The sequence below is a fragment of the Ruminiclostridium papyrosolvens C7 genome (assembly GCF_000421965.1).
Taxonomy (GTDB): Bacteria; Bacillota; Clostridia; order Acetivibrionales; family DSM-1351; genus Ruminiclostridium; species Ruminiclostridium papyrosolvens_A.
Window position 1 is genome coordinate 100,796 of record NZ_ATAY01000006.1, and the last position, 22,818, is coordinate 123,613.

General features: G+C 37.7%; 21 protein-coding genes and 1 riboswitch. Of the genes, 2 read left to right on the forward strand and 19 right to left on the reverse strand.

Annotated elements, in window-relative coordinates:
- Positions 1–30 precede the first annotated feature (30 nt).
- The 5 genes from flgK to L323_RS22105 all read right to left on the reverse strand — a co-directional run bounded on the left by flgK (position 31) and on the right by L323_RS22105 (position 4,278).
- On the reverse strand, positions 31–2,157 hold the full coding sequence (flgK, locus tag L323_RS22085; RefSeq protein ID WP_020813818.1) for a flagellar hook-associated protein FlgK: 2,127 nt from the start codon (positions 2,155–2,157) through the stop codon (positions 31–33).
- A gap of 34 nt (positions 2,158–2,191) precedes the next feature.
- Positions 2,192–2,692, reverse strand: a complete 501-nt coding sequence (locus L323_RS22090; protein ID WP_014311788.1) for a flagellar protein FlgN — start codon at positions 2,690–2,692, stop codon at positions 2,192–2,194.
- 45 nt (positions 2,693–2,737) lie between these two features.
- Positions 2,738–3,025, reverse strand: a complete 288-nt coding sequence (locus L323_RS22095; RefSeq protein WP_020813819.1) for a flagellar biosynthesis anti-sigma factor FlgM — start codon at positions 3,023–3,025, stop codon at positions 2,738–2,740.
- 185 nt (positions 3,026–3,210) lie between these two features.
- On the reverse strand, positions 3,211–3,624 hold the full coding sequence (locus L323_RS22100; protein ID WP_020813820.1) for a MerR family transcriptional regulator: 414 nt from the start codon (positions 3,622–3,624) through the stop codon (positions 3,211–3,213).
- A gap of 51 nt (positions 3,625–3,675) precedes the next feature.
- Positions 3,676–4,278 (reverse strand): ComF family protein, encoded by a 603-nt coding sequence (locus L323_RS22105; protein ID WP_242835216.1) that lies wholly within the window; start codon positions 4,276–4,278, stop codon positions 3,676–3,678.
- A gap of 286 nt (positions 4,279–4,564) precedes the next feature.
- On the opposite strand from L323_RS22105, the gene L323_RS22110 reads away from it, so the two are divergent.
- Positions 4,565–5,497: an IS481 family transposase gene (locus L323_RS22110; protein WP_020813822.1), complete on the forward strand. Its 933-nt coding sequence runs from the start codon at positions 4,565–4,567 to the stop codon at positions 5,495–5,497.
- A 35-nt stretch (positions 5,498–5,532) separates the two neighbouring features.
- Here L323_RS22110 and recD2 read toward each other — a convergent pair whose 3' ends face one another.
- The 13 genes from recD2 to L323_RS22175 form a co-directional block, all read right to left on the reverse strand.
- Positions 5,533–7,932, reverse strand: a complete 2,400-nt coding sequence (recD2, locus tag L323_RS22115; protein ID WP_020813823.1) for an SF1B family DNA helicase RecD2 — start codon at positions 7,930–7,932, stop codon at positions 5,533–5,535.
- A gap of 118 nt (positions 7,933–8,050) precedes the next feature.
- On the reverse strand, positions 8,051–8,389 hold the full coding sequence (locus tag L323_RS22120; RefSeq protein ID WP_020813824.1) for a hypothetical protein: 339 nt from the start codon (positions 8,387–8,389) through the stop codon (positions 8,051–8,053).
- Between the two features lie 152 nt (positions 8,390–8,541).
- Positions 8,542–9,732 (reverse strand): methionine adenosyltransferase, encoded by a 1,191-nt coding sequence (metK, locus tag L323_RS22125; RefSeq protein WP_020813825.1) that lies wholly within the window; start codon positions 9,730–9,732, stop codon positions 8,542–8,544.
- A gap of 100 nt (positions 9,733–9,832) precedes the next feature.
- A riboswitch (SAM riboswitch) is annotated at positions 9,833–9,935 on the reverse strand.
- Between the two features lie 67 nt (positions 9,936–10,002).
- The gene (locus L323_RS22130; RefSeq protein WP_020813827.1) at positions 10,003–10,395 is read right to left on the reverse strand and encodes a thioesterase family protein; all 393 of its coding nucleotides are present in this window, start codon (positions 10,393–10,395) and stop codon (positions 10,003–10,005) included.
- Between the two features lie 90 nt (positions 10,396–10,485).
- Positions 10,486–12,345: an ATP-dependent zinc metalloprotease FtsH gene (gene ftsH, locus L323_RS22135; protein ID WP_020813828.1), complete on the reverse strand. Its 1,860-nt coding sequence runs from the start codon at positions 12,343–12,345 to the stop codon at positions 10,486–10,488.
- A gap of 252 nt (positions 12,346–12,597) precedes the next feature.
- Positions 12,598–13,137 carry a hypoxanthine phosphoribosyltransferase gene (gene hpt / locus L323_RS22140; protein WP_014311778.1) on the reverse strand — a complete coding sequence of 180 codons (540 nt, stop codon included), beginning with the start codon at positions 13,135–13,137 and terminating at the stop codon, positions 12,598–12,600.
- A 36-nt stretch (positions 13,138–13,173) separates the two neighbouring features.
- Positions 13,174–14,595, reverse strand: coding sequence for a tRNA lysidine(34) synthetase TilS (gene tilS / locus L323_RS22145; protein WP_031341692.1), 1,422 nt, complete (start codon positions 14,593–14,595; stop codon positions 13,174–13,176).
- Between the two features lie 22 nt (positions 14,596–14,617).
- Positions 14,618–15,958, reverse strand: a complete 1,341-nt coding sequence (gene dnaB, locus L323_RS22150) for a replicative DNA helicase (RefSeq protein WP_020813830.1) — start codon at positions 15,956–15,958, stop codon at positions 14,618–14,620.
- A 42-nt stretch (positions 15,959–16,000) separates the two neighbouring features.
- Entirely contained in the window at positions 16,001–16,447 is a 447-nt protein-coding gene (gene rplI / locus L323_RS22155; RefSeq protein WP_014311775.1) for a 50S ribosomal protein L9, read from the reverse strand.
- Positions 16,448–16,474: 27 nt separating this feature from the next.
- Complete coding sequence (locus tag L323_RS22160; RefSeq protein ID WP_020813831.1) at positions 16,475–18,478, reverse strand: DHH family phosphoesterase; 2,004 nt, start codon at positions 18,476–18,478, stop codon at positions 16,475–16,477.
- 15 nt (positions 18,479–18,493) lie between these two features.
- Entirely contained in the window at positions 18,494–18,838 is a 345-nt protein-coding gene (locus tag L323_RS22165) for a MazG-like family protein (protein WP_020813832.1), read from the reverse strand.
- Positions 18,839–18,937: 99 nt separating this feature from the next.
- Positions 18,938–19,774 carry a prephenate dehydratase gene (gene pheA / locus L323_RS22170; protein WP_020813833.1) on the reverse strand — a complete coding sequence of 279 codons (837 nt, stop codon included), beginning with the start codon at positions 19,772–19,774 and terminating at the stop codon, positions 18,938–18,940.
- 108 nt (positions 19,775–19,882) lie between these two features.
- A complete protein-coding gene (locus L323_RS22175; protein WP_020813834.1) occupies positions 19,883–20,209 on the reverse strand; it encodes a DUF2007 domain-containing protein in 327 nt (108 codons plus the stop codon).
- 199 nt (positions 20,210–20,408) lie between these two features.
- On the opposite strand from L323_RS22175, the gene L323_RS22180 reads away from it, so the two are divergent.
- Positions 20,409–21,086, forward strand: coding sequence for a DUF2461 domain-containing protein (locus L323_RS22180; protein ID WP_020813835.1), 678 nt, complete (start codon positions 20,409–20,411; stop codon positions 21,084–21,086).
- 123 nt (positions 21,087–21,209) lie between these two features.
- On the opposite strand, the gene L323_RS22185 is transcribed toward L323_RS22180, so the two are convergent.
- The gene (locus L323_RS22185) at positions 21,210–22,724 is read right to left on the reverse strand and encodes a carbohydrate-binding domain-containing protein (protein ID WP_020813836.1); all 1,515 of its coding nucleotides are present in this window, start codon (positions 22,722–22,724) and stop codon (positions 21,210–21,212) included.
- Between the last annotated feature and the right edge of the window lie 94 nt (positions 22,725–22,818).

Genomic DNA, 22,818 nt, shown 5'->3' on the forward strand with positions numbered 1-22,818 from the left:
TCATTTCACCCATTTCTTTATTTAATATACTTATCTTCCTACCTTACCCATTGATGTAATAATAGTTTCCATCATTGAATCCATTACATTAAGCACTCTGGAAGAAGCATCGTATGCAAACTTATACTTCATCATGTTTGACATTTCTTCATCCATAGATACTCCCGAAATTGCATTACGTTGAGCATCAACCGCATTTACCACTGTTGCCTGACTAGTGGCAATCCTGTCAGCCTCCATGCCTCCGTTTCCAATTTCAAGAATAAGGTTTCTGTAATATTCGTCAATACTTACTTTTCCAGTACTGTTAACCAGTATGTCTACATCCCTAAGGTTAGCAATCTGTCTGGCTACTGTATTATCACCTTTTGCAGTTGTCTTTGAAGCTGTTATATTGTTTAATCCGCTATCACTTAATAATGCACTGCTTAGCTTCAGATTTCCCATCTCCATTGGATAGTTACTGTCTATAGTTTCAAAAAATGCTACCCCCGGTTTACCATCCAAAGTCATACCTGAAATCTGAAGAGCGTTTATTTCGTTAACCATCCTATTCAACATTGCATTCAACTTAATTTTTACATCAGATACTATATTTAATGATGGCGGTATGTTTCCAAGTGCATCTTTTACTGTCTGGACCAAATTATCATTCCAGCCTTTAAGCATACCCTCATAACCTGTCAAATCACTATTTATATCCACCAAACTTCCGCCGGTTCCTGATGTAATAATTGACCATCCGGCCTCAGGATTACTTGCGGCATCAGGTTCCCCGTTGGTATAATAAGCGGGGTCTGTTACTACATTAACCTTCATATTCATGGCATTCAGGCTGTTCACGTAGTTTGCAGCATCCCCGATAAATGCATCCGCCGCTCCGCTGTTCCCATTTATACTCTTATTTGTGAATACATAAGTATATTTCTTTGCATCCTCCCTGAATCCGGTTGGAGCATTATCCAAGGCAGCCAATTTATCAAGTAATCCTTTAAAACTACCATCGTCTACTGTCGTGTCCGCTTCTAATAAATTAGCCGCGGTCAAATCGGTTAACATACTATCAATATTGCTTTTATCATAAACCTTTCCATAAACATCGGACGTGGTTCCCATGGTTATAAATCTTATATTATAGTCCAAACCGGACTGTTTAAGTTCATTTACATATGAAGTTAACGCTGCCTTTAAGTTATTAAAATTGTTTCCATCGGAAACATCTATTGCAAAGGTTAAATCCACCTTATAATTAGGTGTGCCATTTTCAGTGCTCCCCTTAATGCCGGGAACCTCTCCTCTGGCTTCCATTAATCCCTTTAAAATTCCGCTCTTTACGTTTACCTTTATGTTAGTCCCTTCAAGTTTGGGATAGAAGAACTCACCATCTTCTGCATTTGCCTGAACATAAAGGTTCTTTGATTGTCCACGGGTAACCAGATAGTACCCACCCAGAGTCACATCCATCTGACCGTCCTGCATCTCATTCACTTCAGCGTCACACAGGATTGAGAGTCTATCCAGCAGAAGATTCCTTTGGTCTCTATAGTCGTTGGCCTTATCGCCGTTTATTTCCTGTGCAGCTATTTGTGTGTTCAGCTTTGCTATCTGACTTGTTATATTATTAACCTCATTAACACGAACCTGAATCTCCGAATTAAGGTCATTTTGCTGCTTATCCAGCTGATTCCCTATATGGTTATAATAATATACCAGTTCCTGTCCTCTCTGTCTTACCATCGCTCTGGCAGTGAGGCTCTCAGGCTCCTTACTCAGTTCCTGCCAAGAGTCCCAGAATTTATTCATAACTCCCTGCAGGCCATCTCCCATAGGGTCATTCAGAATTGCTTCTACATCCTGAAATGCTTTACTTCTGGTATCCCAGTAGCCCTGAATAGTATTTTCCTGTCTGTATACTATATCCAGAAATGTATGCCTGATTTGCCTTGTTTCCTGAATATCGGCACCCAACCCATATTGAAATAATTTACCATTCTTACCATACTCGGTAATATAAGGATTTGTCTCGATAATTGCCTGTTGCCGGGTAAACCCTGGCGTATTAACGTTTGACAGGTTGTGCCCTGTAACAAATAATCCTCTCTCACTAACCTTCAATCCGGATCGTGCTATCTCATAACTGGAAAATCCTACAGCCATTTTGCTGTCCCCCTAAAAACATTGTTCTGTCTGATTAAAGCTTTACGTCAAACAAGTTTCTCTTCTTTACCTCGTCTGCGTTTCCTGAACTGCCATAACTGTTTGTAACAGTCCCCACACTCGTCATCATATTTATAGAAAAATCAATATACTCCAGAGAATTTTTTATAAGTTTTGAATTAAGCTCATTATTAACTTTCAAACCGTTTATACTATTAAGTATTTTTTCCTGACATTCTTTAAGCTCAGCTGCTTCCTTCTGTCCTAAACACAAGGTTAGCTCCGATATTGTTATTTCCTCCGGGTTTTTACCAAGGACTGTGGACAAGGATTCAACGATCTTTTCTCTTTGATCTTCTAATTTTGCTATCTTTATAATCAGCGATTGCTCAATCTTAACAATATTTTCAAGCTCACTTACATTACCACTCACAATTAAATCTGTCTTATTATTTGATAGCTTTAAAAAAGTATCGTAGATATCGTTTTCCTTGTTAAGAATGTCCGTTAACTCTTTTAGTAATCCTGTATCCATTTTTAGTACCTCCGAACGTTAGCATACCCATTAGATAGACTCTCTTTATGCCTTCTCGTCTATCATCGCTTTTCCAAGCTTCTCTACAATTTCCTGTCCGCTTACATTGTATGTTCCGGAATGGTACACCTCTTTGAACTCATCTATTTTGTTCTGCCTAACATCAGGAACCTCCTTGAGGGCCTTGAATACAACCTGATGATCCTTTGCATTATCCGAAATAGATATAACATCCTTTTTGGGTTTGACAGAGTTCACCTGATTAACAGCTCCTACATGGTTCTGAGTGTTGTATACCTTTGAAACATTGTAAACGTCACCTGAAATCTTCATCTAAAACACCTACTTTCTAAAGTGCACAATAAAATCCAACCTATATAAATATTATCGACAGATTATTGAATTTATTTAGTATTGCTTTTTATTTGTAAATATAATTTTAAATTTTAAATAAATTTAAAGTAATTTTAGGCATTAAAAAACGAGGGTATTAATATACCCTCGCAGTAAGTTAGTTTTTATATCTTTTTGTTTAAATATCTCATTCCAATGCCATTCGCCCTGAATTGCTCCGAAGTATCCGGCTGAATTGTTCTAGTTGTCTTTTCAAGATCAATGCTGACTTCATTCTGACATTCCCTGCAAAATCTTCCTGTCTTTATAGATTTTCCGCATCTTTCGCATTCAAGAATTATGTTGGAATCATCTGTAATTTCCAAACGTCCCTCTTTCAAAAACAACTTTATCTTTTCCACACTCACATCAACCTCTAAAGCTACCTGTGATAGTGTTGCACCGGGATTATCATACAAATAATCCTTTACCTTTTTAAAGACTTCTTCATCGGCATTCTTACAGTCCTGACAAATAGGAGCCCCGCCGATATAATTATACATTCTGCCACATCTTCTGCAGTTTCTTAAATCTGGCATGTCTATCCCTCCCCAAACAATTATACTCAAATTGAAGCTGAAAACCCAGTATCAATAATTTCTGGTAGTTGCTATAACTCCCGCTATAACCTTTTCGGCACCAGCTCGCTTTAGTGTCTTACAACATTGATTAACAGTACTTCCTGTAGTCAAGATATCATCAATTAATAATATATTTTTGTTGGCTATTAATCCATCATTAACAACCATAAACGCATCTTCGAGATTTAATAACCGTTCGGTTCTTTTCAGCATACTTTGGCTCTTTGTAGCAGAACTCTTGATTAAAAGATTTTTCCCACATGGTATCTTTAATGTTTCAGCAATCTGCTCCGCCATCAGTTCTGCCTGATTATAGCCTCTCTGCTTCTGTCTGCTTTTATATAATGGAACGGGAATAATAATGTCAAAACTGTCTAATTGCCTTGTATTTTCTATTTTTAAAGCTAACAGCTTTCCAAACACCCGGTAATATGATGACTTATTGCTGAACTTAAACTTTCTCACAGCCTCTTTCAGACAATCTGAATATCTGCCCACACAAAGTATGCCATCACAATAGTTTTGTATTCCCACGGGAAGATTTAATGATAGGATTGAATTTTTATAGTAGTCTATCTCCCCGACACATTTCTCACAAATATATATCGGCACTCCTGCCTTCAAAATAGTGTTGCAGAATGCACACCTCGGAGGAAAGATGTATTCGATAAATGCTATAATACTTTCCTCCCCCAATTTTTAATAGAAAATTACAGTATATCTTAATATTACATCATTTTTCATTTTTGTGCAACAAAGCAATTTATTATGTTGCACGGGCTACTGTAGGATTACAATAGATGTGTGACAATTAGTAAAAAAATAATGCGGAAAGTGCATCCATAGTGTATGTTTAAGTTACCACACAAAAATATACATTAGGAGGATACATTTCCGCATGAACAGCATAACACAAGATATGAAATATCGTCTAGTTAAATATTCTCAGAAGTTTGGAGTAACTAAAGCTGCCATTAAGTATAAAACAAATAGACAGTACATTTATCGGTGGCTTAATCGTTATGACGGTACTCTGGATTCCTTAGCTGACATGTCCAGAAGGCCTCATAGCCACCCGAACCAGCATACTTCAGAAGAAATAAAGCTCATATCTGATATGAGGAGAAGGAACCCTCATGAAGGGTTGGTCGTTTTCTGGGTAAAGCTCAGACAACGAGGATGTACCAGATCCATTCCGGGCTTATTCAGGTTCCTTAGAAAAAGCTCACTTATGGCTGTAAAACCACCTAATCCCAAATATATTCCCAAGCCGTATGAGCAAATGCTTTACCCAGGGCAAAGGGTTCAAATAGATGTAAAGCATGTCCCGACAAGCTGTATAGTAGGCGAAATTCAGGGGCAAAAGCTTTATCAATATACTGCACTTGATGAGTTTTCTCGCTTCAGGTATGTTGAAGCCTTTGAGGAAGCTAGCACATACACTTCAATGCTTTTTCTAAGGAATATGATTGCCGCATTTGATTTCAAAGTTGAATGTGTTCAAACAGATAATGGATTTGAATTTACTAATAGATTAAATCAACACAAAAACAAACCAACACTATTTGAACTAGAACTTGCCAAGTTTGACATACAGCATAAATTAATCAGGCCATATACACCAAGACATAATGGTAAAGTAGAGCGAAGCCACCGCAAGGATAATGAGTATTTCTATGCAGTACATAAATTCTATTCTTTTAAGGATTTCAAAAGGCAGCTTTACATACATAATTGGAAATATAACAGATTTCCTATGCGTCCATTAGGCTGGAAATCGCCTAATGAGACGCTCCATTATTTTTTTACTAATTGTGTAACACATGTTTGACAAACCAACAGCAATTTATTATGTCTCACGGGCTACTATATTTTTAAAAGGTCACACAGCATTGAATTTCTTTCATTAATTTTAACATTTGAAACCATTAATTTTATTGCCTTCTTTTGTCCTATAATACATGCCATTTTTTTTGCTCTTGTAACAGCTGTATATCCAAGATTTCTGTTCAGCATAACATAGTTTCTCATATGACATAGTATAATTGCAGCTTCGCACTGGGAGCCCTGCATTTTATGAACTGTCAGGCAATATGCCAGATCTATCTCCTCAAGTTCATTTATATGATAAATTATTATAAAATCATCATACTGAACCGCCACCTTCTTTTCAGGTGTGTTTGTATCCTCGTCCTCTGATTCAATTTCTTTGATATTGGATATTTCAATAATCCTCCCAATATCGCCGTTAAAAATTCCACAGTTCTCTTCAGCAAAATATCTTCCGGTTTCAGGGTCTCTCTGATAGTGAGGAGTTTCATAATTATTGCTTAGGTGAATAACCTTGTCCCCTTCTCTGAAAACACTATTTCCTCTTTTTATTTCCTGTTTATTTGCCGCTTCAGGATTAACCATCTCCTGTATGGCTTTGTTTAATTCATATGTCCCGATTTCAGAAGATTTTTGCGGGCAAATTATTTGAATATCGTCTATTGTATGATTATAGGCTGTCATAAGCCTGTTTAATGCTTCCTGAGTCTTTTTGACAACCCTGAATTTGTCATCCTCTTCAATCACAAAAAAATCCTTGTTTTGATTGATTATTTCCGGCATTTCGCCATTTATAATCCTGTTGGCATTTGAAATAATGCCAGAACCGTCTGCCTGACGCTTTATAACATTCAACTTGACTGTAGGTATAACTCCGCTTTTTATCATATCATCAAGCACGTTTCCCGCACCTACGGAAGGGAGCTGTTGCGTATCACCAATCATAACTACGGTTGTCCCAGGTGAAATCGCAGTAAATAATGCATGAGCCAGATCTATGCTAAGCATACTGCTTTCATCTATTACTATAAGGTCGTAAGGAAGTTCATTGCCTTGTCTGTAAAAAAAACCTTTATTTTCATAGGAAAATTGAAGAAGCCGGTGTATGGTCATTGCTTCAAAACCCGTTATTTCTGTAAGTCTCTTAGCAGCCTTTCCTGTAGGTGCCGCCAGCATAAAACTCATTTCCTCACGGTTCTCAAAAACTCTTTGCAGCACATATATCATACATTCTACAGTAGTAGTTTTTCCACTACCTGCAGAACCGGTGAGAATCAGCATGTTTGTTTCAAAAACAGCTCTTACTGATTCCTTTTGCATGGCTTCAAGTTCAAAGCCTTTCAGTTCTTCAAATTCCGCTATCAACTTGTCCACATGTACCACGCTAATGTCAGGCTGGCATGTCACTATATTTTTAATGGCAAGTGCAGTCTCGTATTCAAGTTTGTGCATTTCCCTTGTATAAACCGCTTCACATCTGTCTTCATTTTCTGTATATGTTATGTTCACAAGAAGTCCTGTTTTTATCATCCTCTTGTAGGCTTCGTCCAGTTCATCCTCGTTGATTTTATCAACATTATCACTTAAAGCTTTTGAAGTTGCCTGTAAAAGCTGTTGTCTGTATAAGTAGCAATGTCCTTCTGTTTCAGCGGTTTCCAAAACACTCTTTAGGGCGGCTTCCATTCTGAATATGGAATGAGAATCAATTCCAAGTTTTTTTGCAATTTCGTCACAAGTTCTGAATCCAAAGCCTTTAATATTTGTAAACATATATGGGTTCTGTTCAGCAATAGCTATAGATGTTCCTTTGAAAGTATTGTATATCTTCATAGCCTTAGCTGATGATACCCCGAATTTTTGAAAGAAAATCATAACGTTCTGGTACTCCATGTTTTCCATATAGGAATCGTGGATAAGCCTCGCTTTATCAGCAGATATACCTTTTATTTTCACCAAAGATAACGGTTCGTTCTTTATAATCTCCAATGTGTTGCTTCCAAAGCCCTCTACGAAGCCTGAAGCAGTTTTGTAGCCAACAACCATATTTCTTGCTGTTTTTTCTCCCACGCCCTTGATTATTCCACATGATAGAAAGGTTATTATTCCTTCATCCGTAGCAGGTTCAATAAATTCTACAGTATCAGCCTTAAGCTGTTTTTCACCTTTGTATACTCCTACGATACCGACTATTTTACAGGGCAAAACCGCACAATGGTAATTCACCTCATAGTATCCTGTTACACTTATTAGATCCTGGGCTTCATGCTCAAATCCGTCCTCGTCAACAATTCTTTCTATATCAAAAGTATAAATTTTATAGCCATTGTCTGCATTTTCATATATTTTATAGTCAAACCGGCCAATAATGCTTAGGGTTGTCCCCACGGGGTAACTGTCGAATGACCATCTTTGCTGTTGAAATTGTCCTGATGCCACGGTAACCTCCAAAACTGTAAAATAAGTGCTTGTCCCTTTTACTTTTATTCGTAACATATATATCTTAACCTATTTTGTATACTGCTACAAGAAGGATACTTTGGTGTTATTTCTATTTTCATTTATAAAAAATACTTTCCCTTTCATCAAAGCTGCACACTTCAACCAGAGGGTACTGTTTTTCAAGCCTTTTAAGTATTTTATAAGTTTGATCTTTTGACTTCATATCTATAACAATAAAACTTCCGTTTATAGCGATATTTCTTACAAATTTACTCATCATGGCTTCGCGGACTATTCTTTCAATGTTTTCCTCCTGATCATTAACCAAGAGAACAAGGTTTGCTTTTTCAACATAATACTTTTTGTTTTCCAACAATCTGAAAATACTTTTAAATAAGCTGATGATACCATAAATAGAAAATAGCCCCAGAACTATGTAGCTGAAATCTGTCATAAACTCCTCCTGTAACATTCCTCGTACCATATTTTATGATACATCGGTATGTTTTGTTACAAAGAGGCAATTTAAAAAAGGATACAATTTCTCAGCCGCTTAACTACAGCCGTTAAATTGTACCCCTTTTATGTTATTTAAAAATATAATTCTTATAATCCTGCTTCTTTTCTTAATGCATCAGCTACATCGGTCTTTTCCCATGAAAATTCTGCATCTTCTCTTCCGAAATGACCGTATGCTGCTGTTTTTCTGTAAATTGGCCTTCTTAAATCCAGTTTGCTTATGATAGCAGCTGGCCTTAAGTCGAAGTGTTTGTTTACTAATTCTGAAATCTTTTCCTCAGATATAACAGCTGTTCCAAAGGTATCAACAAGTACTGATACAGGCTTAGCAACACCAATGGCATATGCCAGTTGAACTTCGCATTTGCGAGCTATCCCTGCTGCTACGATGTTTTTAGCTACATATCTTGCAGCATAAGCGGCGGAACGGTCAACCTTTGTGGGGTCTTTTCCTGAAAAAGCACCACCCCCGTGTCTAGCATAACCTCCGTAAGTATCAACTATGATTTTTCTTCCAGTAAGTCCGGAATCCCCTTGTGGTCCTCCAACTACAAATCTTCCTGTAGGATTAATGAAGTATTTTGTTCCCTCATCCAGCAATTCTTTAGGAATTACAGGAATAATTACATGTTCCATAATATCTTTTTCTATAGTATCATGGTCAACGTCTGCTCCATGCTGTGTGGATATAACTACAGTATCAACTCTAACAGGCTTGTCCCCATCATACTCAATAGTAACCTGTGATTTACCGTCAGGTCTTAAATACTTTACTAACCCATTCTTCCTTACTTCGCTTAGTTTCAAAGTAAGCTTGTGAGCCAACATTATAGGCATTGGCATCAACTCGGGCGTTTCATCGCATGCGAAACCAAACATCATTCCCTGGTCGCCTGCTCCTATAGCCTGAATCTGCTCTTCGCTCATTTCACCTACTTTTGCTTCAAGGGCCTTGTCAACACCCATAGCAATATCCGATGACTGTTCATCTATAGAAGTCATTACAGCACATGTGTCACAATCAAATCCATATTTTGCTCTATCATATCCTATATCCCTGATAGTATTTCTTACTACCTTGGGGATATCAACATAACAGTTGGTTGTGATTTCTCCCATTACTAATACCATACCGGTTGTAACTGCTGTTTCACATGCAACTCTTGCTTGAGGGTCCTTTTCATAAATTGCATCCAATACTGCATCAGATATCTGATCGCAGATTTTGTCGGGATGCCCCTCTGTTACTGATTCAGAAGTAAAAAGCCTTTTTGTCATACAATACTACCTCCCCTATTTAATATAAATTAATTTAGAGATTTTTTTATAAAATAAAAAAACCTCTTTCGAGGTTTGTCATGTTTTATATCAATAACACCCCTCATCTTCCAGGCAAAGCCCCGGAGGAATTGGCACCATGCAAAATTATGCTGGTTGCCGGGTTTCATCGGGCCCATTCCCTCCACCTCTCTTGATAAGGATTAAATATTTACTTTTAAGTTTATTTAACCATAAATGGGTCTATTAGTCAATAGAAGTTAATTACTATTATTCATTTAATTTACTGTTAGCCCTTGCTATAAACTTTTGAGCGTTTATTATGAACCTCTCGTGCTGTCCCTCTCCTATTTTGGCCTTTCCGTCAAAAGCCTCCACTGTAAATACCAGCCTTTTTCCATCAATTTCAGCAAGCTCTGCCCTTGCAGTTACATTCATTCCCACTGGGGTTGCTGCTATATGTTTTATATTTATCATAGTTCCCACTGTTGAGCTGTCTTCATCAATATAATTCTGTACAGCCAATGAAGCCGCCTTTTCCATCAATGCGATCATGGCAGGCGTTGCAAAAACATCAAGACTGCCGCTCCCCATAGTTTTTGCAGTATTAGCCTCCGAAACAAGTACCTGTGCACTTCCTGTTATCCCAACCTCTAGTTCCATGTGAATAATATCCTCCAATGTGAAAATAAGTATAATTAAGGGGCTTGCCCATTGTAAAGGCAACCCCCCAAATATTTAAAACTATTAAAGTTAACCTTCCAACTGAGGTGTTTGTGAAGAACCCTCCAGTACGACACTTTCGAATATCTCTTCAAACTCTGCACCTTCGACTTTTTCCTTCTCAAGAAGTACTTCGGCAAGTCTATTGAGTCTTGCGATATTTTCTTTTAACAGGGATACGGTTCTTTCATATGCACTGTCAATGATACTTTTAACTTCATTGTCAATTATTGCTGCAACCTCATCACTGTAGTTTCTAGCCTGAGCAAGATCCCTTCCAATGAAAACTTCATCATTCTCATTTCCGAAAATCATATTGCCAAGTTTTTCACTCATACCGTACTTAGTAACCATGTTTCTTGCAATCTGATTAACTTTTTTAAGGTCGCTTGATGCTCCGGTACTAACTTCATCCATTATTATTTCTTCAGCTGCTCTTCCACCAAGTGCAATAATTATTTCTTCGATCAGCTGTGACTTGGTATGATAGCTCTTATCTTCCTGGGGTCTACTTGCGGTATATCCGCCTGCCATTCCTGCCGGTATGATTGATACCCTATCAACCTTCTGGCTTGAGGATACAAGCTTTATTGCAATAGCATGACCTGCTTCGTGAAATGCTGTAACTTTCTTATCATGCTCGCTCATAACACGGCTCTTCTTTTCAGGTCCCATCATTACTTTAAATGCAGCTTCTTTTATCTCTTCGTTGCCTATCTTTTTCTTATTTGCTCTGGCAGTAAGCAAAGCAGCTTCGTTCAAAAGGTTCTCAATATCTGCTCCCGTAAAGCCCGGAGTGATTCTTGCAAGATCGTCCAGCTTTACATCATCTGCTAATGGCTTTCCTCTTGAATGAACCTTTAATATCTGCTCTCTACCCTTTATATCTGGCAAACCAACAACAACACGTCTGTCGAAACGACCCGGTCTTAGCAACGCAGGGTCTAAAATATCAGGTCTGTTTGTTGCGGCCAGTATAATAACTCCCTCATTTATACCAAAACCATCCATTTCAACAAGAAGCTGATTCAGGGTCTGTTCTCTTTCATCATGGCCTCCGCCTAATCCGGCGCCTCTGTGGCGTCCTACGGCATCTATTTCATCTATGAATACAATACATGGTGCATTCTTTTTTGCCTGTTCAAAAAGATCACGTACACGGGATGCACCAACACCGACAAACATTTCAACAAAGTCTGAACCACTGATGCTGAAGAATGGTACTCCGGCTTCACCTGATACAGCTTTTGCCAAGAGTGTTTTACCTGTTCCGGGAGGTCCCACAAGGAGTACACCCTTTGGTATTCTGGCACCCAGTTCAACAAACTTCTTTGGTGCTTTCAAGAACTCAACTATTTCTGCCAGTTCCTCTTTTTCTTCATCTGCGCCGGCTACATTCTCGAATGTAACCTTTTTCTTATCGTCAACAGTCATTTTTGCACGGCTTTTTCCAAAGGACATAACCCTGTTGCCCCCGCCTCCGCCTTGAGACTGCTGGATGAAAAAGAACCATATCAGAATTAGTATTATTACAAGACCCACAGTCGGCAGCATAGACACCCACCATGGTGGCTGAGGCGGCTGTGTTACATGAAAATCTTCAATAAGGTTACTATCCAATGCAGCTGTAAATCTATCAGATGCAGATGTTACATCCGGAGGGACAATAACTACAAATTTGGTCCTGTTATTTTCCTTTGGCTTCTTCAATTCAATTGTAGCCGTATCTGTTTGTAAACCTATACTCTTTACATTCCCGGCCTTCATTTCCGTTAATAATTGAGAATAACTCATTTTAGGTGGATTATCAGTAGCAGTAAAAAAGGTTATTATAACCAAAATAAGTATAAAAATAATTATATAAAAACTGATACCCTTAAAATATTTCAAATATCTCCCTCCTTAATTAGACCCAGGTATCAAATATAACTCAAAGGCCTTTTTGCTTCATTTTGCACACTGAGTTATTATTTAAATTTTAGTCCAAACACCCCAAAAAACGCGGCTGCAATTCCTGGATATATTGCAAAAACAACACTATTGCTTTATTCTATTAGCTTATTATTCCAATTTGTACAGTATATATTATATTAGCATATACACATATAAAACACAATAAACACCATTATCAGTAATAAATTTTTATTTTTTTGTGTACACTTCCCTTTTCAATACGCACACTTCAGCTATATTTCTGTATTTACCCGCATAATCAAGTCCGTAACCAATAACAAACTCATCAGGTATTTCAATTCCTTTATAGTCAACCTTGAGGTCAACCTTTCTTCTTGATGGCTTATCAAGTGCCGCACACACCTTTACACTCAGTGGCCCTCTTGTTTTGAGAAGTTCTACCAGGTGGTTAAGTGTAAGGCCTGTATCTATAATATCCTCAACTATCAATACATGCTTGCCGGTAATATTTGTATCAACATCCTTTATTATTTTTACAACTCCTGATGATTTTGAGGAATTACCGTAACTTGACACCGACATAAAGTCCAAGTCAACAGGAATGGTTATCTTTCTGGCTAAGTCTGCAAGGAAAATAAATCCTCCTTTAAGAACCCCAATAATAACTAGCTCCTGTCCTTCGTAGTCTTTCGAAATTCTGGCACCAAGTTCTTCAACCTGTTTGTCCAACTGTTCCTTTGAAATCAATACTCTCTCTACTACGTCCATTTAATGCTAATCCCCCTTGATATAAGCAAATCTTTTTTATTTTTTCTCTGGAATACAAGAAATCTTCAATACAGTTTTAGTATTGTCAGTTACTTTATAATTATCACTTATTTTATTTCCTACTATCCATACTATTTCTTTTTTCAATGCTATAAGCGGAATTATATCCCTAATCTCTCTGGGAACCTTATTATCTATAAAGTATTCCTTTAGCTTTTTAGTACCATTTGACTTTAATGGTTTGAAAACATCTCCGTCTCTTCTGTTTCTCAGAAGGACATTTTCCCCGGATGAAGTCAATTTATCTAGATCAATAAATTTAGTATGAGCTTTTTCGTTACAATTTATAAATTCCCGACAGCTTTTAATGGATTCAATTTTTAAAATTTCAGTTTCAAAAACTATACCTTCATTTTGTATTTCAGTCACTCCTGGAATATGAAGAACTTTTTCAAACTGTTCCCGCTGTACTTTCCCCTGTTCTTTTAAAATCAAAGAATTATAAGTCCTCACCGCTGCCATAAAGTGGGGTAAATCAATCTGAGCACCAGTTCTTCCGTTTTCGATAAGGTTGTTGAGCTTATCCATATGGATGTACTCAAACCCGTTAAGTGTTCCGCAGGTTTTCCCTACAGCTATCCTCAACACACGTAATCTGACAGCCTGATGCACTTCTGTCAATACCTTCAAATCCAGTTCTGTATACATTCTCTTTTCAGAAAGAACTGATTTTTGATAGTATAATTCAGAATTATATCTTAAATAATCATCCTCTGCTACAACTATTTTTGATAATCTTAGTAAATTTTCTGTAATATCTGACCCGGATGCAGAATTAATTGCAGGAATCACATTAAGCCTTATTCTATTTCTGAAATAATCAGTATGAAGATTGGAACTGTCTGTAACGGCCTCTATCCCAATCCCGTTTACATATTCCTCTATCTGCGATCTGTCAACATCCAACAGGGGTCGTATTATGTTATCCCGCCTATACTCCATTCCCCTAAGGCCTTCCAAACCTGTACCCCTGCAAATTCTCATTAAAATAGTTTCCGCCTGATCATTTCTTGAATGGGCAACAGCTATTTTTGACGCACCATGCTCGTCCGCAATTAAGCTAAATACTTCATATCTGGCATTTCTACCGGCTTCCTCCAGAGATATTTTTTCGTTTTTTGCTTTTTTTGCGATATCTATATGCTTTACGTAAGCCTCAAGACCTAAAGTGGAGCAAAAGCTTCTTACGAAATTCTCGTCCCTGAGGGCTTCTTCACCCCTTAACATATGGTTTACGTGTACTGGATATATTTTTATTCCCAATTCGTTTGAAATAGAATGCAAGACATGGAGCAGGCAGACTGAGTCATATCCTCCGGATATGCCTACAATTACGCCTTCTCCATAATTAATAAGCTCTTTATTTTTAATGGTTTCCAAAACCAACTGTTTGAGCATAACCATTTCCTTTTTTCTGTATTTATTGCCTGAACTTCTCCAGATTTGCAAATTTCGTATACTGACCCAGCCATACAAGCTCTACTGTTCCCGTAGAACCGTTTCTGTGTTTCGCAAGAATTACCTCTGCTATATTCTTCTTTTCTGTTTCAGGATTATAATAATCATCTCTGTATAGAAACATTACAATATCAGCATCCTGCTCTATTGCTCCAGATTCTCTCAGGTCGCTCAGTATCGGTCTGTGATCGGTTCTTGCTTCCGGAGCACGGCTAAGCTGCGACAGTGTGATTACCGGTACATTTATTTCCTTTGCAAGAATCTTAAGAGAACGGGATATTTCAGAGATTTCCTGTTGTCTGTTTTCACTTTTTGACCTGCTCCCCTGCATTAACTGCAGGTAATCTATTATTACAAGTCCTAGATTATGTTCAAGCTTTAGCCTTCTGCATTTTGCCCTTATTTCAGTAATTGATATACCCGGTGTATCATCTATAAATATGGGCGCCTCCGAAAGGGGTCCTAATGCCTTGGCAACCTTTTGCCAGTCGTTGTCCTCAAGCTTTCCCGTTTTCATTCTATTACTGTCAACCATGGCTTCACTGCAAAGCATTCTGTTTACAAGCTGCTCTCTAGACATTTCCAGACTGAATACTGCAACAGGTACATTGCTGTGTACAGCTGCATTTTGTGCAAGATTTAGCGCAAAAGCAGTTTTACCCATTGCAGGACGGGCAGCTATTAATATAAGGTCCGAATTATGAAGCCCTGACGTTTTAAAATCAAGGTCGGCAAATCCTGTAGGGATTCCGGTTATGTTTCCACTGTTATTATATAATTCCTCTAATTTGTTAAATGTATCTACCAGAACATCCTTTATTGGCACAAAGCCCTGCGAACTACGCTTCTGAAGTATATCAAATATATTCTGCTCTGCCTTGTCCAGTATATATGTTACTTCCTCTGACGCATTGTATCCTAGATCAACTATATCCGATGAAGCCTTTATTAACTTCCTCAAAAGTGCCTTCTCTTCAACTATTTTTGCATAATGCTTTACATTTGCCGTTGTAGGTACTTCTGTTGCAATATTGGTCAAATATTCAAGTCCGCCCACAAGATCAAGCTTCCCGTGAAGTTTCAGGCGATCGGATACAGTAATCAAGTCGATGGGCTGAGCTCTGTCAAATAGTTCAATAATTACATCATAAATTTCTTTATGATCCGGCCTGTAGAAATCCTCTGATTTCAATATCTCCATAACAACAGGAACAACTTCCTTGTCTATGAGCATAGATCCAAGAACAGATTGTTCCGCTTCCAGGCTTTGAGGAGGAATCCGGCCAAGAGTTCCTATATCCATTATATATTCCACCTTGTTTTTAGTTGTTGTTCCCTATAAACCTTACAGACTTTCTATTTTTACTGTAAACTTTGAGTTGATCTCGGGGTACAGCTTAACTTCAACCTCAAAAGTCCCCACTGCTTTAAGTGAATCGGGCATAACAAGTTTCTTTTTGTCTATGTCAAGCTTCTGCTGAGATTTTAACGCTTCCGCAACATCCTTGCTTGTTATAGAGCCAAAAAGCTTTCCGTTCTCACCTGCTTTTACCTTTAATGTAACTGTTATATCCTTTATCTTCTTTGCCAGTTCCTTTGCCTGTGATATTTCACGGTCTTTCTTCTGAGCTTCTGCTTCTTTTTTGGTTTTCATTATGTTTACATTTGATGAAGTAGCCTCTACTGCAAGTCCTCTTGGAAGGAGGAAATTTCTTGCATATCCGTCACTGGCTTCAACCATCTGTTCTTTTTTCCCCAAACCTTTAACATCCTGTTTTAATATAACCTTCATAGATTGACCCTCCTGTTTGCGGTTTAATTATTCCTTTGCAAGGCTGTCTATATATTCGTAAATAGCATCTTTAAGCATTTTCTTTGCATCCTGTATGGATACATCCTCAATCTGAGCACCTGCTACCGTAAGATGTCCGCCCCCACCAAGCTTTTCCAGAATCATCTGTACATTTATATCCCCAAGAGATCTTCCACTGATTACAACCTCTCCATTATGGTAACTCAAAACGAATGCCGCTACAAGTCCTGAAAGACTCAACAGCTGATCAGCGGCCTGAGCTGCTATAAGCTGCGCACCCTTGATATTATTGGGGCAAATGGATATTGCAATATTATCATACACTACTTCTGCATCTTTTACTATATTTGAAATAGTAATGTAAGTTTTCAAATCATTCTGGAATAACTGTTTAACCGACACCGTATCCGCACCCTGTCTTCTCAGGTATGACGCTGCCTCAAAGGTTCTTACACCTGTTTTAAATATAAAGTTTTTTGTATCTACAACGATTCCTGCATATAAAGCTTCCGTTTCAATATTGGTAAGCCTTATCCTGTCTTCTACATACTGCAGAAGCTCTGTAACCAACTCACAAGTTGAAGATGCGTAGGTCTCCTGATAGGAGAGTACGGCATCCTGAATAAAGTCGGCCCCTCTCCTGTGGTGGTCTATGATTACTACCTGTTCTGTCATTCTCAACAGTTCCGGAGCCTCCGTAAATCCCGGTTTGTGTGTATCAACTACTATAAGAAGTGTTTTCTTGGTTATCAGGTCCAGTGCCTCATTTGTACCAACAAAAACGTTAGTATACTCAGGTTCCTTTGCCATCTTATTTAGTATTGCATCTATATTTGCATTAGAATGATTCAATACAATATTTACTCTTTTATCCCTGTTCTTTACGATACGATAAATGCCAAGTGCTGCTCCAAGACAGTCTATGTCTGCATTCTCATGGCCCATTATAAGCACAGACGGCGCCTGATCTATCAAACCTCTTAGGGCGTATGCAATAACCCTGGCTTTGACCCTTGTCCTTTTTTCAAGTTCTCTGGTACGGCCACCAAAGAATCTGAAATTGTCGCCGTCTTTTATTACGACATGATCCCCGCCTCTGCCAAGGGCTATGTCAATACACGCATTTGCATTTTGCAGGTTTTCAACAATTGTGGGAGCATTTATGCCCAAGCCGATGCTAAGTGTAACAGGAATCTTGTTTCCGAGATTTATTTCCTTAACTGTTTCCAGTATTTCAAACCGTTTTTCTTCCAGTTCATGCAGATACTTGAATGCAAATATACAAAGATACTTGTCCCTTTCAAATTTCTTCAGAACTCCTCCCGTGTGACTTATCCAACTGGTAACCCTTTTATCTATTTCCGCCAGTAATTGCTGTCTTACAGCGTCTTCCATACTTTGCATCAGGTCATCATAATTGTCAATTACTACAAGCCCTACGGTATTTTTATTGTCCTCAAACTTCTTTTTTTCGTCTATTAATTCAGTATTATCAACAAGATAGAGCATAACAATAACACTTTCCTCGTTATTACTGTCATCGAGCTTTACCAAGTTGCCCAGAACTGAATAATGCCTGTTATTTATAGTGATTTCCGTAGATATGTTTATGCTGTCCCCTTCCATCATCTGGGGTTTCAGGTCAGAAACAAGTCCGGCTACTGTTTCCTCCTGAAAAGTATCATTCTGGAATATGCCCTTGAAGGAGGAGTTATACCATACAGTTGTCCCGTCTAATTCTGCAAGTACCAAGGGCATAGGAAAGTTTAATAGGGTGTCCTTTGTAGCACAGTCTATATTAAAGGTAAGTGTCTCTATGTACTTGGTTATTTCCCGGTTTCTGATATGGGTGGACTTATAGTTATAAATCACCAGAAACACAAGCAAAATATACCCCGGTATTGAAACCAAAGGGTTTAAAACCGTTATTACTATTATGAGAAAGAAAATTACCCAAAGGTAAAAACCCGCCTTTGGAATAAATATCCGTGATAGTTTTCTGCTATCCATCTGAATTCTCCCGAATTAAGTCCCCTGCCTTCCGGATCTTGATACATTAAGGTGTTTTGCCAGCTCTGACAAATCCCCGTAATATTTCTCAACATCATGATTCTCCACAAGGCCGAGCCTAATCTTACTATCTATTTTCATTTCTATAGTTTTATAATTAATACCAAACCGCTTTCCAAGAAGATAACAAATTAAAATAATATTTGCAAGCGTGTCTGCTAGTGTTTCCGAAACCTCTTCCCGAAAACCGTTCACCAGTGCTTTAAACAAATTTGCTACATCAGTAAGTAGTTCGCTTTTTAGCCATTCAATAATCTTTACATTTCTTGTTATATCAATTTGATTGTCAAACTGTGCCATAACTTCCCCCCACATATAGTCTACCATTTTTTGTAATGTAAATTATACCACTATTATGGGGCTATAGCCTTTCATTTCCCGTTATTTTCGGTGCATATTCTATATTTTTCCCTTAATCATGGGATACGAACCGATAAACCTGTAAAATGATGTTTTTCTTTTTATCATTGTTAAAGCATCATAAACGTCCTGATCCTCTATATGACCGTCAATATCAATAAAAAATATATATTGCCCAAGTGCATTTTTGGATGGTCTTGACTCAATCCTTGTCATATTGATATCCCACAGGCTAAATATATCCAATACTCTGTACAGGCTTCCGGGCTTGTTATCCGTTGAAAACACAATGGAAGTCTTATCACAACCCGTCCTTTTCGAGTATTCTTTTGATATTATTACAAATCTGGTATGATTGTTTGCAACATCCTGTATATCTGCTGCCAATACTTCAAGCCCATTTATTCTAGCAGCTGTTCGGCTTGTAATTGCTGCATAAGTACCGTCACCTTCGGAAACCCTTTGAGCAGCTTGAGAGGTACTGTTTTCCTCAACCTGAACAGCCTTAGGATAGCATCTATTCAGGTATTCTCTTGCCTGTCCCAAGGGCTGAGGATGTGACATAATTGTAGTGATATCCCCAGATAAAGTTCCCTTCCTGACTACCAGGTTTAAACTAACGGGCAGTATAAGTTCTCCTTTAATAAATAAGCCTTCTTCTTTAGCCAATACGTCCAGTGTAACGTTAACAGCACCTTCGAGGGAGTTCTCAATAGGAACTATTGCTTCACTTATAACGTTGTCTTTAACTGCATAAAGAACATCCTGAATAGACACAAATTCCATTAGGGTGCGCAACTGTCCCTCCGCATATAATCCTGCCGCTTCATGTGAAAATGTTCCGCAGGGCCCAAGATAACCAATACTCTTTACCATCAATTTTCCCTACCCGTTTCATATATAAATTCTTTTCCGACAATAATATATAATATCATTTATTACCCATATTTCCAACCGAATAATACAAAAAGGGTAGAACATTGGCTATTTATCATTTTCATTTTCGTTTTCACCATCGTTATCCGTTTTGCCGAAATCCAGTGCCTGCTTTTCCAGTTCTTCATCACTTACCTTGGTATTAATTATCTCAAGTGCCTCTTGGTACCTGTCCTCCGGTACTTTTACATCTATAGGAACACAAGGCCCTAGTATAACATTTAACAATGTACTGTCAATAAGGCCCAGATCCTTTCCTTTCCCTACACATACTATTCCATTTTCCTCGAGTTTTCCCTTAATTATATTAAACTCAAACTCATTATCCGCTGTTTTAAGATACTTCCAATTAATTTGATCTTGTTGATTATCCATATACCCTCCAAATTATTTATCATAATATTCCCATATATGTTTTCCCGTTCCACCTTTTAATATATTATACTATTAATATAATATTGTTAACAGTTTTACAACCATACCTATAATAAATTTTCTATAAGCTTCCGTTGATTTTACTCCTTCTATCTGTCAGAATTAAAAAAACAAATATTTAACAGGAGTTGACATTACAATGAGTTTTAATGGATTTACCGGTGAAGCCCTTAGATTTCTTTTTGAGAATAGAATGAACAACCGTAAAGAATGGTACGATAGCCATAAACCCGATTATAAAAAATATGTGTATAATCCTTTTTTAGAATTAATTGAAGAGTTGATACCTACCATAATGGAAATAGATAACCAAATTATAACTATACCCTCTAAATTGATTTCCAGAGTTCGTAGAGATACACGCTTTACCAAAGATAAGACACTTTACAGGGATAATGTATGGTTTGTTTTTCTTAGGGATAAAAGTATTATGTCAACCTCTCCATGTTTCTGGTTTGAAATAAGCCAAAAGGGTTCAAGCTACGGTGTAGGATTCTACGGTGCAGAAACTAAGTCAATGGCTAATATGCGGGAAATGATAATTAACAGACACCCTCTATTTCTGGATGCCCTTGCTTGCTATGAATCTCAAAGTCAGTTTGTTATTGGCGGCGATATGTATAAGCGAAGCAAATTCCCTGACCAACCCGAAAATCTAAAATTATGGCTGGACAGAAAAAATATTTTCTTTGAAAGTGTGCAGAATAACTTTAAACTTGCATTTTCAAAAGAATTACCTGAAGTATTAAGGCAAGGTTTCCTTCAGCTAAAGCCGATATATGATTTCTTATGCATGATTGAAGCTTATGGCGGATAGGACTTAGTTATTTACTGCTTAATAAAGAAGATAATAAAGAACCACCTAGATATTACAAGTATCTGGATGGTTCTCTTAACTTTATAATTCTGACCACTTTTTACACACAATTATGTTATTTAATTACCAACGTATACCGCCTCCACCAAAGATAGAGCCACCTGCAGTGGTTACCATAGTACTGGTTGTAAAGGTCTTTGATAATGTTCCGTTAATATACATTTTATAAGTCTGACCCGATACTAGAGATGGAGAAGTAAACAGTAGTGTTGAACCGGCTTTTTTAGCTGTAAAGTTATAGATTTCAGCTCCGGAAGCATCTTTTATGCTAACAACTGCATTTAATGAAGGCCCGGCTAATATAGCTGAACATTGCTTAGACGTACTTGCCGTGGGAGAAGATGTACATCCCCCCACCGCCGCAAGAGTTCCTCCGGTAATAGTGAAATTGTTAGTATCACAATCGGCACAGCCATCCGGTTGACCTCCACCATAAATAACTGCATTTCCACCCGTCATAGTTATGGTTCCGTTTGAGTCATATCCATCTGTTCCAGATATTATTGCAATATTTCCACCGTTGATAACTAATTGTGTACCAGCACACAAACCATCTTCAGTTGCTGTAATATTAATAGTACCATTATTAACAGTTGTTACAGTTTTACCCTCAATACCTTCATAGGATTTTAAAACTGTAGTTGTACCGCCGTTAAATGTTAAATCTAATTCAGAGTGAATCCCATCATCACCTGCACTTAGAGTCAGGGCACCATTGTCAATTATTATGTCACCATCAGTGTCAATACAATCTGAAGTAGCAGTTATATTTAGTGTTCCTCCGGTAATTTCTATTGTATTATTGCAATGTATTCCGTCCGTAGGGGCAGATTTAATGTTAATATTTCCGTTTTCAATTTTGATATCATCATCACCAGCAATGCCGTGTTTGTAGTTACCGGTAATGTTTAAAGTTCCGGCACCCTTTATTTCTAAATCGTCATTGCTTGATATAACAGCTTTAGCTTCGGAATTAGCCGTAGAGTATGTTTTCGCATCAGTTAAGTTGTTAGTTGACCCTTCTACGATTGTAATAAATCCCTTGTCCACATTTTGAAAGAAAATAGCCGGTCCACTTGAATTGGTTATACTACAGCCATTTAGACGTAACTTAACCTTTTCAGTAGTATTAACGTAAATCATACCATTTGACAAAGTACCTACTACCTCAAAATCACCTCCGGCCGTAATATTAACTGTTGTACCACTTACAGCTACACCTGTTCCGGTACAAGTTATTGTGCTGCCTAAGGTGATTTTACCGACATTTGCTTTCCATGCATCTTCAGGATCAACGGGAGTAACAGTATCAACAGGGAACGTAGTTATGTTCCCCAGTAGATAACTTTTCAGTAATGCAAAGTCAATGGCATCCACCGAACCATCACCATTTAAGTCAGCAGCTTTAGTATCACTAATTGTAGAAACACCTAAAAGGCTACTCTTCATGGCTGCAATATCCAATGCATTTATTCCCCCATCAGAATTTAAGTCTCCCGTAACAGCTGCTTTTGCTAACATACTACTACAAGCAAGAGTACCTGCCAGCGTAAGTACCAAAACTAACTTTTTTTTCATAAAATCCTTCCTTTCTTTTATGTTTTACTTTATGTGGTTATATTTTACAATTTGAAACTTAAACCAACCTTAAAAATATTATCAATGTGAAGTA

Coding starts and splice junctions, on each gene's coding strand:
- L323_RS22180 (WP_020813835.1), top strand. CDS start 20,409: ATGAGTTTTAATGGATTTACCGGTGAAGCCCTTAGATTTCTTTTTGAG.
- hpt (WP_014311778.1), bottom strand. CDS start 13,137: ATGGACGTAGTAGAGAGAGTATTGATTTCAAAGGAACAGTTGGACAAA.
- L323_RS22110 (WP_020813822.1), top strand. CDS start 4,565: ATGAACAGCATAACACAAGATATGAAATATCGTCTAGTTAAATATTCT.
- L323_RS22175 (WP_020813834.1), bottom strand. CDS start 20,209: ATGGATAATCAACAAGATCAAATTAATTGGAAGTATCTTAAAACAGCG.
- L323_RS22185 (WP_020813836.1), bottom strand. CDS start 22,724: ATGAAAAAAAAGTTAGTTTTGGTACTTACGCTGGCAGGTACTCTTGCT.
- L323_RS22090 (WP_014311788.1), bottom strand. CDS start 2,692: ATGGATACAGGATTACTAAAAGAGTTAACGGACATTCTTAACAAGGAA.
- flgK (WP_020813818.1), bottom strand. CDS start 2,157: ATGGCTGTAGGATTTTCCAGTTATGAGATAGCACGATCCGGATTGAAG.
- L323_RS22120 (WP_020813824.1), bottom strand. CDS start 8,389: ATGACAGATTTCAGCTACATAGTTCTGGGGCTATTTTCTATTTATGGT.
- L323_RS22100 (WP_020813820.1), bottom strand. CDS start 3,624: ATGCCAGATTTAAGAAACTGCAGAAGATGTGGCAGAATGTATAATTAT.
- L323_RS22095 (WP_020813819.1), bottom strand. CDS start 3,025: ATGAAGATTTCAGGTGACGTTTACAATGTTTCAAAGGTATACAACACT.
- tilS (WP_031341692.1), bottom strand. CDS start 14,595: ATGCTCAAACAGTTGGTTTTGGAAACCATTAAAAATAAAGAGCTTATT.
- L323_RS22130 (WP_020813827.1), bottom strand. CDS start 10,395: ATGGAACTAGAGGTTGGGATAACAGGAAGTGCACAGGTACTTGTTTCG.
- rplI (WP_014311775.1), bottom strand. CDS start 16,447: ATGAAGGTTATATTAAAACAGGATGTTAAAGGTTTGGGGAAAAAAGAA.
- L323_RS22160 (WP_020813831.1), bottom strand. CDS start 18,478: ATGGATAGCAGAAAACTATCACGGATATTTATTCCAAAGGCGGGTTTT.
- L323_RS22165 (WP_020813832.1), bottom strand. CDS start 18,838: ATGGCACAGTTTGACAATCAAATTGATATAACAAGAAATGTAAAGATT.
- pheA (WP_020813833.1), bottom strand. CDS start 19,774: ATGGTAAAGAGTATTGGTTATCTTGGGCCCTGCGGAACATTTTCACAT.
- metK (WP_020813825.1), bottom strand. CDS start 9,732: ATGACAAAAAGGCTTTTTACTTCTGAATCAGTAACAGAGGGGCATCCC.
- dnaB (WP_020813830.1), bottom strand. CDS start 15,958: ATGGATATAGGAACTCTTGGCCGGATTCCTCCTCAAAGCCTGGAAGCG.